The sequence below is a fragment of the Tychonema sp. LEGE 07196 genome (genome assembly GCF_963890365.1).
Classification (GTDB): domain Bacteria; phylum Cyanobacteriota; class Cyanobacteriia; order Cyanobacteriales; family Microcoleaceae; genus Microcoleus.
In genome coordinates this window covers 1-11029 of the sequence record NZ_CAWPRX010000090.1, presented here as the reverse complement: position 1 = coordinate 11029, position 11029 = coordinate 1, and the positions used below count along the sequence as shown (strand labels likewise).

11 protein-coding genes are annotated in these 11029 nt (G+C 45.6%); 5 read left to right on the top strand and 6 right to left on the bottom strand.

Annotated features, from left to right (window positions below):
* The first annotated feature begins 14 nt into the window (after positions 1-14).
* On the top strand, positions 15-200 hold the full coding sequence (locus AACV78_RS11220; RefSeq protein WP_194074405.1) for a hypothetical protein: 186 nt from the start codon (positions 15-17) through the stop codon (positions 198-200).
* A gap of 101 nt (positions 201-301) precedes the next feature.
* Positions 302-787 carry a CRR6 family NdhI maturation factor gene (locus tag AACV78_RS11215; protein ID WP_194010441.1) on the top strand — a complete coding sequence of 162 codons (486 nt, stop codon included), beginning with the start codon at positions 302-304 and terminating at the stop codon, positions 785-787.
* A gap of 382 nt (positions 788-1169) precedes the next feature.
* Here AACV78_RS11215 and AACV78_RS11210 read toward each other — a convergent pair whose 3' ends face one another.
* Positions 1170-1340 (bottom strand): hypothetical protein, encoded by a 171-nt coding sequence (locus tag AACV78_RS11210; RefSeq protein ID WP_194010440.1) that lies wholly within the window; start codon positions 1338-1340, stop codon positions 1170-1172.
* Between AACV78_RS11210 and AACV78_RS11205 the strand changes: the two genes are divergently transcribed.
* Both AACV78_RS11205 and AACV78_RS11200 read left to right on the top strand, forming a co-directional pair.
* Positions 1339-2871, top strand: a complete 1533-nt coding sequence (locus tag AACV78_RS11205; RefSeq protein ID WP_194010439.1) for a phytoene desaturase family protein — start codon at positions 1339-1341, stop codon at positions 2869-2871. The two genes, AACV78_RS11210 and AACV78_RS11205, sit on opposite strands and share 2 nt — an antisense overlap.
* Positions 2872-3257: 386 nt before the next feature.
* A complete protein-coding gene (locus AACV78_RS11200; RefSeq protein ID WP_194010438.1) occupies positions 3258-4472 on the top strand; it encodes an FAD-dependent oxidoreductase in 1215 nt (404 codons plus the stop codon).
* Positions 4473-4605: 133 nt separating this feature from the next.
* Here the strand turns inward: AACV78_RS11200 and AACV78_RS11195 are convergent, their stop codons facing one another.
* Together AACV78_RS11195 and surE are read right to left on the bottom strand one after the other, a co-directional pair.
* Positions 4606-5478 (bottom strand): pentapeptide repeat-containing protein, encoded by an 873-nt coding sequence (locus AACV78_RS11195; protein ID WP_194010437.1) that lies wholly within the window; start codon positions 5476-5478, stop codon positions 4606-4608.
* A 1090-nt stretch (positions 5479-6568) separates the two neighbouring features.
* On the bottom strand, positions 6569-7246 hold the full coding sequence (gene surE, locus AACV78_RS11190) for a 5'/3'-nucleotidase SurE (RefSeq protein ID WP_194010436.1): 678 nt from the start codon (positions 7244-7246) through the stop codon (positions 6569-6571).
* 99 nt (positions 7247-7345) lie between these two features.
* Between surE and AACV78_RS11185 the strand changes: the two genes are divergently transcribed.
* Complete coding sequence (locus AACV78_RS11185; protein ID WP_194010460.1) at positions 7346-8779, top strand: DUF3370 domain-containing protein; 1434 nt, start codon at positions 7346-7348, stop codon at positions 8777-8779.
* A gap of 97 nt (positions 8780-8876) precedes the next feature.
* Here AACV78_RS11185 and AACV78_RS11180 read toward each other — a convergent pair whose 3' ends face one another.
* From AACV78_RS11180 to AACV78_RS11170, 3 genes are all read right to left on the bottom strand, one after another.
* Positions 8877-9371: a hypothetical protein gene (locus AACV78_RS11180; protein ID WP_194010435.1), complete on the bottom strand. Its 495-nt coding sequence runs from the start codon at positions 9369-9371 to the stop codon at positions 8877-8879.
* Positions 9368-9862, bottom strand: a complete 495-nt coding sequence (locus AACV78_RS11175) for a cysteine peptidase family C39 domain-containing protein (RefSeq protein ID WP_194010434.1) — start codon at positions 9860-9862, stop codon at positions 9368-9370. The genes AACV78_RS11180 and AACV78_RS11175 overlap by 4 nt, the downstream gene beginning before the upstream one ends.
* A gap of 241 nt (positions 9863-10103) precedes the next feature.
* A partial coding sequence (locus AACV78_RS11170; protein WP_194074404.1) for a dihydrolipoamide acetyltransferase family protein occupies positions 10104-11029 on the bottom strand: 926 nt, incomplete at its 5' end.

Here is an 11029-nt window from a genome sequence, read left to right as displayed (position 1 = left end):
GGGAATTGGTTTGATTGGGCGGGGAATTATTCAGGGAATTGGTAATTCTTTGCAGGATGGCAAGTTTGGGAAAAATGGGTGATGAGAAGAAGGAAGAAGGAAGAAGGAAGAAGGAAGAAGGAAGAAGGAAGAGGGAAGAGGGAAGAGGGAAAAGGGAAGAAGGAAGAATGAAGAAGGCAACGGGGAATGTACGGGATTGAAGGGATTGAGATGAATCAGTCGGATTTGAGATAATTGCTAATTGCTAATTGGTGATTGGTGGTATTATAGATAAAACTTAATGTTATAAGGTTGACATTTTATGAGTATTATGATAGCGATTGATGCCGATCGCATAAACAGTTTAGATTTGTCTCCGGTGCGGAGTGCGATCGAACAGTGGCTGGCCTCCGGGGCGATCGCCCAAAACGAACAACAGGTACAATTTGAAATTGAGTATCCGCGCGAAGAATTAGATCCGCGAGAAATATCCGAAATTCCAGAAGTGCGGCTGTGGTTTATCCGCTTGGATGCTTGTTATCCTTGGCTGCCGTTTTTGCTAGATTGGAAAGGTGGAGAATTGGCCCGCTACGCGGCGATGTTAGTGCCCCACCAGTTCCACCGCACCCAAGGGATTCAGTACAATCCTGAAGCTTTAGAAATGTTTTTGATGAGCAAAATTTTTGTGTTGACTGATTGGTTGAACCAGCAGGGAATTCCCAGCAAATCGAAGTTGATGGCGATGTCCCAAATGTTTGGTTACGATCTAGATGACGCTTTTTTTGATGTCATTGTACCGCACAAATAAGCGATTCTACAAGCTCTTAAAAACCGGGTTTCTGAACCAGAGATATAGGTTGTGATGCTAAATTTGCGGTCAGAAACCCGGTTTTTGCCATAGGTGCTCTTCTGTCAGTTGTACCGCACAAATAAGCGATCGGACATCTCATTAATATCATCCTAATTAGGTAGATAAAGCTATACCTTAAGACTTACGCACAAAGGTATAAACCCGGTTTTTTCCCTGGTGGGGCGACCTGGAAAGCTCGCCCTACAAGCTATAACTTAGATTAAAAAAGCTTAATTAATCTTAACAGCAACCGCAAAATGGCTTTAATACAACGCTTTAACCAGCACCCTTAGCAATTTTGTTGCTTGACTTCACGTTTTCCTCAGAATTGAGAGTTAGCTTAGATAGATAAGTAGGTGAGAATGTTCTTAGGAATGAAACCCCTGTGGTCGATCGCATCTTCCTTCTTCCTTCTTCCATCTTCCATCTTCCATCTTCCTTCTTCCATCTTCCTTCTTCCTTCTTCCTTCTTCCTTCTTCCATCTTCATATCGATCGAGGAAATATCCCATGAAAACAGATTACCTCATCGTCGGCAGTGGTTTATCAGCACTGGTTTTCGGAGCTTTGATGGCAAACTCTGGCAAAACCGTACACATCCTTGAAGCGCACGAACACCCCGGAGGCTTTGGCCACACCTTTACAATGGCCAACAAATACACCTTTAATGCCCAATTCCACTACGTTTGGGACTGCGGCGAAGGACATACAGTGAATCGAGTCCTCAAAAAACTCAATCTCGATCGCGATGTCACCTTTGAACGGTACGATCCGAATGGCTTCGACCGCATGAGAATGCCGGGGTACGCACTAGATATTCCCTCGGAATCAGAAGAACTGATCCGCAGATTGTCGGCCCTGTTTCCCGAAGCAAGCGAGAGAATTCGCAAATTCGTCAACGAAGTCGAAAACACCGGCGAAGGACTCAGAAAACTCGCTCCTCCCGTCAAACCAATTGAATTAATCAAAAATTTCAGTGACGTATTCTGTGCCGTCCAACACCTCAACAGCACGCTTCAAGACGTGTTCGATAAATTCCAACTCCCGCAAGCAGCCCAAACCCTATTAGCCCTGCAATGGCCGGACTTTTTGCTACCTCCGAACCAGCTTTCTTTCTATGCTTGGATTGCTTTGTTTCGAGGCTATCAAGAAGGTGCGTTTTACCCAACGCAACATTTTGAAGATGTCATCAATTCTTTAGTTAAAGTCATTGAATCCAACGGCGGGAAGGTTTCTCTAAACCACGAAGTCACGAATTTTAGGGTAAAAGATAGAACCGTAACGGGAGTTGAAGCGATGGATTTAACCACGCATCAAACCCATGAATTCACCGGCGACACGGTGATTTGCAACCTCGATCCCAAACGAGCGGCCAAGATGATTGGAGAGGAACTGTTCTCGAAAACAGTGCGGCGGAAACTCGACTACGAGTATTCTGCATCTAATTACATGGTCTACTGTGTTGTCAAAGATATCGACCTGCGAGACTATGGATTTGGCAAATGGAATACGTTTCATTCCGAACACTTGAATCTGAATGAAGCTTTTGCTCAAATGTACGATAAAAATGATTTTTCTAGTCCGAGTTTTGCGATTACCACGCCGACTTTGCTAACCGAATCGCGGGGAGATTGTCCAGAAGATTGTCAAATTGTGGAATTCCTGACTGTTGCTAATTACAGCTATTTTAAACAACTTTGGGATACCGATCGCAAAGCTTACAGACAGAAAAAACAAGAGATTCTGGACTCGATTTTAGACGTAGTTGAAAAACACTATGTTCCAGATTTTCGCAAACACATGGTATTTCACATTACCGGAAGTCCTACAACTAACGAGCGCTTCTGTTGGTGTCCTAACGGCAATTCCTACGGTTCTAAGCTGACACCGAAAAACATGGGAGTCGATCGGCTAAATCACGAAACATCCCTCAACAATTTCTATTTCTGCAACGCCTCATCGGGCTATCCAGGCTTTGCGCCGACATTTTGGACGGGGGCGCTGCTTTATCAACGTTTATCCGGCGATGCGATTTTAGGTTAAGGAAAATTAGCAATTGGTTATTTTCCTGTTTCTCTCATTTTTTGGCTTTGCCAAGGAATAAATTTCACTCTTGCTCTGCCTCTTAAAAATGACGAGACACAGCAACAGTGAAATGCGTTCCTAGGTTCTACCTGGAAACGAAAATTTCTTCCATCTTCCATCTTCCTGATGACATTGTACGGAAAGCTCGGAGGCGACAGCACTAATAACTAATGACTAATGACTAATGACTAATGACTTCTTCCATCTTCCATCTTCCATCTTCCATCTTCCATCTTCCATCTTCCATCTTCCATCTTCCATCTTCCATCTTCCATCTTCCATCTTCCATCTTCCATCTTCCATCTTCCTTCTTCCTTCTTCCTTCTTCCTTCTAGGAGCGAACTATGAAAATTGCAATTGTTGGGGGCGGAGCTAGCGGTATGGCCGCAGCATACTGGCTGGACAAACAGGGGCACCGCGTCACTGTTTTGGAAAAGCAACCGATTTTAGGCGGACACATTCGCACGCTGAACAAAAATGTTGCGCCAAATCAATCTGAGTGCAATGAAATATTAGAAAATGGAGTGCTGGAATTTCCGACTGTGTTTTATAATTTCGTCGCTCTCATGCAGGAGCTGGGAGTTGAATTAGAACCCGTGCAAATTGGTTCTGCGCTGTTTTTTAGAGACAACCGCCACTTTTTATCAAAAGTCGCAATTCAGAAAAACTTCACGGGAATTCAACGCCTGATCGAATATTTGCGGCTGGATGCTCTTTATGCTCGTTCGGCTGGATTTATTTTAAAAATGCGGTTTGCCAAACAGCACGATTTCTACGATATGCCGCTTTCTCAGAGTTTGAAAAGTTCCTGCATCCGCAATGATTGGCTGAAGTTGCTGACGATGTACAGCTACTCGATACCGTTTGAATTGCTCGACAATTTTCCGGCAGAGTTGGCGATTCCCATGCTGCGGGAATATGCCTCGGTTAACTGGGTAAGGATTAAAGGCGGCGTGTATTCTTACATTGAAAAGATTCTGGAGCACTTTAAGGGCGACATACTGCTAAATGTGGAGATTGCCAAGATTTTTAGAAGTGCTGATGGTGTAAAAATTGTGCTGTCTGATGGGGAGATTCAGGAATTTGATAAGGTGGTTTTTGCGATGCCGCCAGACCAAGTAATGAGGCTGTTGGCTGACCCGACGGAGGCGGAAACGAAGCGGTTTGCGGCCTGGAAACCCAATTATGCCACGACTGTGCTGCATTCGGATACTTCGATGTACGATCGCTACGGCATCCGCAAGTTATCAGAATTTGATTTTTTCGAGACGGACAAAGGATGGGGCTATAATGCGAGCTTGAATCAGCTTTGTGGCATTTCGTCACCGCGAGAGTACAGTTTAGCATTCCGACTGGAACAGTCGATCGACCAAAACCAGATTATTCACATTCAAAAACATCATACACCCATGTATAGTGTCGAGTCTTTTCGATACCGAGACGAAGTTATCGAGACTAACGGCGAGAACCACACTTATCATGCGGGAGCTTATTTGGGGGATGGTTTGCACGAAGGAGCGATTACCTCTGCCTTGCGAGTCGCGAAATTAATCGGGTGAGTTCCATAGACTTGAGTTGCACTCTGCATCGCGCAGAGAAAATTGAATTATCTGCGTCAATCAGTGTTTATGCGCTGGAAATCTGCGGTTAACATATCAAATATTTATTGCCAGAGTAACTTTTCCCGAATGCTTACGCTGCGACACAACCAGTCGCAGTTAAGCAGACATCAAAACTCGCAGATGCGCCCATTGTGGAGCCGGCTAACAAAGTACCCTCAAAGTTAGCTCCCAAGAATGTTGCGCCGCTCAAGTCTGCCTCGCTCAAGTCTGCATAACACAGCCTAGCCCAATCGAGATTTGCCTGCACCAAAGAAACTCCCACCAAGTTCGCTCTTGTTAAATCTGCTCCCTTCAACTGGACGCCCCGCAACTGAGCCCCGCTGAGATTTGCTGCTAACAAATTGGAGCCTTCCAAGTTGACCCCGTTGAGTTTGGCTTCGCTGAGATTGACACCATTGAGGTCTGTCCTGCTGAGGTCGATGCCGTTCATGTAAGCTTTTTTGAGATAGATACCTGTGAGTTGAGCGCCAAAAAGCTTTGCACCGCTGAGTTTCACCTCTGGACAGTGCGCCCAGTTGAGATTTGCTCCCGTCAGGTTGGCTCCCCGCAGGTTGACGAATTGCAAGTCTGCCGTACACAGATTGGCGTTCCAGAGAATGGCGTTCCGCAGGTTGCCACCTATGAGTTGAGCTCCGGTCAACTTAGCCCTGGGGAGTTTTGCTTTGACGAGGAAAGCTCCGCTGAGATTTGCTTTCGTGAGTTCTGCGTCGGCTAGTCTGGCTTGGCCCATTTTGGCAAAACTCAGATTTGCCCTGCAAAGGTTTGCGCCGTTGAGTGCTGCTTTGGTCAGATGCGCCCGACTCAGGTTAGCTCCCGCAAGGTTAGCCCTCGAAAGGTTGATTCCGTCCAAGATAGCTCCGCTGAGATTGGCTCCGCTCAGCTCGGCACCTACAAAGTCTCTTTTGCCATTTTCGTAGTCTTTGAGTAGCTCAGTGACTTCCATAGCGGTTAGATTCCTAATAGCGAAAATTTCTCTAAAAATTCTTAACTCTTAATAAATATTTTATATCTAATCGAGCGGAGGCGATCGCACTTTCGATAAAGCTACAAACTAACTTGATATTTCTCAAGATACTCGGTTTTTTTGCAACGCTGCGGACAGTTTTGGACAGTCAACCCTAGAAGAGGGGTTTGAGGGAAGCGGTACGAAGACCGCGCTGGCCGAGGCACGTTATAGGCTTTCCGGTAAACAAAGGGTTTGAGGCTGCGACATCAAAACTGTCCGGTTAAAAGTAATTTCCGACATTTTACCGATGATATCTGTAGATGCTCTTTGTGCAAAATCGGGTCTGTCATCCACCAAAAATTATCAAAAATCAACCGCAAGCAATCTTGTGCCTGCTAAAAATATAGCAATGAAATAAGAAATAAGTTTGTAGTTGGGACTAAATTTCTCTGAAAATGCTGTGGACTAAAGTCCTAACTACAAACCTATTTTATTCAGGGTAATTTAGCGGATACACTCTCAAATCAGTTTGAGACAACCAGTTTTAAGGGCAGTTAGACAGATATTTCAATCTATGTTATGCTGAGTCAAAACAGAGGAATCATTATGTCAAAAGAAAGAAAAAGCAACAAAGAAGTCAAAAAGCCCAAGAAACAGCCTGACGCTGCGGCTAAGCCGAAGGATGACAAAAAAAAGTCATGGTAGCAGTGACGGCAGCAAGTAGAGATAGCAGCCGATTTCGGGATGGCTATTAATGCTGTGCAATGGTCATTACTACAATTTCCAACATCGAAATATCCCTTTTTGGGATAATCCGAAAATCTGTTTCTTATGTCATGTCGCTCGAAGAAACTTAATAATCAGATTCGGATGTAGTGAGGAATTTAGTCTTCTGGTTATCAGGACTAAAGTCTTCACTACAAACCTTGTTTATTATTGGTAATTGAGCGAACACGATATTTTATGTAGGGTATGTGCAGTTCAGTTTTTAGCTATCAATATCAAATATTCCCTTACCGCATTTAACACATTCTATTAATCTGCTAATAAAAAAATATCTCGATCGCCCAAACAGCTCAAAATCCCCTCATAGAGATATCTCAGTCACAGAAATATTACCGCCAAAACACACGTCAACATCAGTTCCCGCCGCCCGATCGCGATTCCCATATTCTCCAACATAATAAAAGTATTCTCCCTCCATTTTGTACTCAACCGGCAGCGGCTCAGTCGAAGGCTTGCAAAACACAATTTCCGGTTCCGCACTTCCCGGCGCTAAATGCGGAAAATTCACATTCCAGAAACACCCGGACTTTGATTCCCGTTTCAGCAAATCCGCCAATACTCGGGATGTCCAGCGAGTCGCGACATCCCAGTCAATTTCGAGCGGCCTTTTAATCCGGTGGGAAATTGCGATACCGGGAATACCGTGCATTGCAGCTTCCCGCACCGCAGCCACCGTACCCGAAATGTACACGTCAACGCCCAAATTGCCACCGGCGTTAATCCCCGAAAGCACTAAATCCGGCTTCGCACAAAGGTGATGAAGAGCGATTCGCACGCAGTCTGCGGGTGTTCCCCCCACAGCATACTCAAATTCCGATCGCCGATCGACATGAATCGGACTGTGAGCCGTCACCTGATGCCCGCAGCCCGATAACTGCCCTTGGGGAGCCACCATAATTGTCTTGCCTTCTACAGCCTGCAACAGCGCCTGAATCCCCGGAGCGTCGATGCCGTCGTCGTTGGTTAAAATTATTGTCATTAAAAAATTGTCGCAGCTCTCAACCAACTTGTGGTAAAGTTTTGTGTCGATCGCCCGATCGAATTATCAGCACAAGTTCAGTTAAACGCGATCGCAGCTATGTTTTTACCAATTCTACCCTTAGCTCAAGCAATTGCCGCACCTCCCACCCAACAGCAACTGATTATCCAGCCAGAAGTCCCCCTACCGGAAAACGAACGGGATGTGCAGCCGCCGCCGCCAAGCAGCAGCCCGCTGAATACTGTAATAGTGCCCCAGCAAGTGCGCGTTTTGCCGGGAAAACTCGACAACATTCCCGTTTTCAACAGCAACAGCCCGGAAGTCGTGCAAACCGAAGGCATTTTGCTCTCCACATTTCCACCAGAAAGCAAACAAGTACCTTCTGCACACTTAAACTTTCCCTTCAAAGGCCGATTTGATATCTTCGCCCACCACATCGCCAAAGCTAAAAATCGCCGCGAAACTCGCACCTTATTTCAAGGAATAATTGTCTACAATCCCAACTCGGAACCTGTTACTTTAAAAGTATTGCAAGGAGCTACCTATTTAACTCGGCCGGATGCGTTGTTTGTCGATTTGCCGTCGTATTTAGAAAATCGATTCGGCACAGTGTTTGCGGGGCCTGGAAGCCGGATTACCAGCGATGTGCTGCGGGGGTACAGACAAGCCATTTTGCCCGCTGAGATCGAGATACCGGCCATGCAGAGCCGAATGCTGATGAATTTGCCGATACCTGTGGGGAATGTCACGCCTGCTTCCAACGGGCGATCGACTTTGATGCGAATGTCGAGCAGCAATTCGGTTTATGTTGCTAGTTTAGCAATGTTTGTTCCTCCAACTAAAAATGGAGTCGAACAATCTCCGACCTTAGAACAGTGGGAAAATATTTTAAATACCAAAGGTTTAGCGGGGCCGAGAGATTTGGCACCAACTCCGCAAGACGAAAATCCGCTGCAAAAAATTTACGGCCGCGTGGCGGGAGTAGCTGAAGGTTCGGAGTGGAAAGCTAAAATTACTGATAATTCGAGAAGCGATTATTTAACTGTTCCCAAGCGCGGCGAGTCATTTTCCTATGCTCTGAGCACTACGGATACGGGTACTTTTGGCACAGGCCAAATTCAAAGCGCTAAAATGTTAGCTCGCTATCCCGATACTGCTTATTTTGCTCACGGCAATTACGGGATTCAATACAACTTAGCTTTTCCGCTTTACAACAAATCTCGCGAGTCTCAATCGGTGAGTATTAGAATGCAAACACCGATTAAAACAAATACAAAATCGGGGGGATTGATGTTTTACGATCCGCCGGAAAATCGGATATTTTTCCGAGGTACGGTGCGGGTGATATTTAATGACGATACGGGTAAGACTTTGACGCGCTACATTCACATTGTGCAGCGCCGGGGACAGCAGGGGGAACCTTTGGTGAATGTGAATATGAAGCCGGGGGAACGCCGTTTGGTGCAGGTGGATTTCTTGTATCCGCCGGATGCAACGCCGCCGCAAGTCTTGACTGTGCGATCGAGTAATTAGTTGGTGGTTGACGGTTGATTGTTAAGGGTTGGCTTGTTGTTTGGGTATCGAAAGGACACAACGCCGTGTTGTTTCGCTACCGATTCACTCTCGATCGCTACTTTACCCGATCGCCCTTAACATACAAAGATTCGAGAAACTTAACGGCTTCATCAAGCAGAGATTCCGGTAACTCCTCAACAATCGCGATCGCTTGTTGGCGGGTTTCTCGATCGACTGCTTTTGATGGTTGCAAATCAGTGTTTGCTAAAATGCTATCTTCAAATGGCTTTTGCTTCGATAAAGCTGTTTCTGGAGTGACAAAAATGCCAACATCTGTCGGAAGTTCGACAGTTTCACCGTTGTAGAATTTAACAACGAGATTTGTCACATTCATCGCTAGCCGCTGATTAAATCGAAAAACTTCTGAAAAAGGGCGTGAAGCGCAGCTATCCCGTAGGGAATCGCCGCGAGTAGTCTGAAGCAAATGTTCTCCAACTTGATTGACTTCTGTTGTAAAAATAAATTTGTGTGTATCCGTACCAACTGACACCAAAACCTGGTGAGTATTAAGTTCGATCGCAGGGTTAACAGACAAAACTTGCACTTTCATCGTATTAATGAGTAAACTGCTTTAAGGTTCCAGTAATTTAAAAACTCCTCTAATTCCATTTTATATTTTGTAGCATTCCAAGGGTCACGAATTAGAATTTTTCCTGTATCGTCGAGTCCATCAACAATGACTATATGCCCTAAGTCAGCTAAAGTTTCCCACAAAATAGCAGCCCAAGAACCAGTGCTAATTAATACCTCAACTATTTCAAAATTTGTAGCTCCAGGAATAGACACAGTACCGCCCAACCAAAATCTAGAACTGTTTGTATCCAGAGTATTGAGTGAAATCGCTAAATCTTCAATATTGACAGGTACTTTAGTTTCATCCGCAATTAAAGATTGACTAGCACCGTACATTCCCCGATCGCCAAGGAGCATTTCACCGCAAGCAGGGCCGCATGATAATTTATCTTGTTGTTGGACAACAGCCCGATCGGCAACTTCATCAATAACTTGCCAATTACCGCCTGCTCCAGACAATCCTGCCATAATACCATTTTTCTAAAATCGTGCAACACTCTTCGACCCCCCCTAGCCCCCCCTTGTAAAGGGGGGGGACAAGAACACTGTTGCATTCTTTTTTAAAATTGGTATAACATCAGTCTATCATTTATCTATTTTATCTGCTTTACCAAACTGTGTCTATATTCCACATTGAGATATTTGGTGAAAAAATAGTCAAAATCTCCCTTTTACATTTTTTGGGTAAAAGGGAGATTTAAAACGAGCGCTAAAGTGTCAAAGATTGAGGATTTGTCTCAATCAATTTGGCTAAATCTTTCAAGAAAGATGCAGCGTCAGCACCGTAAATTACTCGGTGATCGCAGGTAATATTCACTTGCATTTGTCGCTTCACTCCCATCAAACCTTCCTCGTTAGCCACGACTTGCGGCCGCGAAGAGCCGATCGCCAAAATCGAGCCTTGATTCGGCGGCAAAATCGCGTCAAACTTATCTACTCCAAACATTCCCAAATTGGAAAGAGTAAAAGTTCCCGTGCTGTATTCATCGGGTTTTAGCTGTTTGGTGCGGGCGCGATCGACTAAATCCTTCCAAGTGCGGGAGAGAGAATATATGTCCAGGCGATCGGCATTTTGCAACACCGGCGTAATCAAACCGCCGCCCTCCATCGCCACCGCTACCGCCACATTAATATCAGCGCGGTGTTGAATTCCCGACTCTACATAACAAGCATTCAGCAGAGGATGTTTTTGTAAAGTTACTGCTACAGCCTTCGCCAGCATAGCCGTCATCGTGACGCCCTTCGACTTAATTTGTTTGTAGAGTTTGTCCAGATTATCAGTAGTAATTGTGTAACCCACGCGGAAACAGGGCACGCTCAAACTTGCTTCCATGTTGCGTACCACCGCATTTTGCAGCGCGTTCATCGGTACTCTGTTACCGGAAAGCGCCACTGCTGGGACTGGTGCGGGTGCAGGTTTGGCTGCGGCGGGTGCGGCTGCGGCGGCTGCGGCTGCGGCGGGGACTGTTACCTGTTGTTGAACCGGGGCTGGTTGGGCTTTACCGGCTGCTGCTTCCACGTCTTCTGCAACAATGCGACCGTTGGGGCCGCTGCCTTTGATCGAATTCAAATCTCCTTTAAATTCTTTGGCTAATTTGCGAGCGCGGGGAGAAACGACGCTGCGGCCGTTTTGGC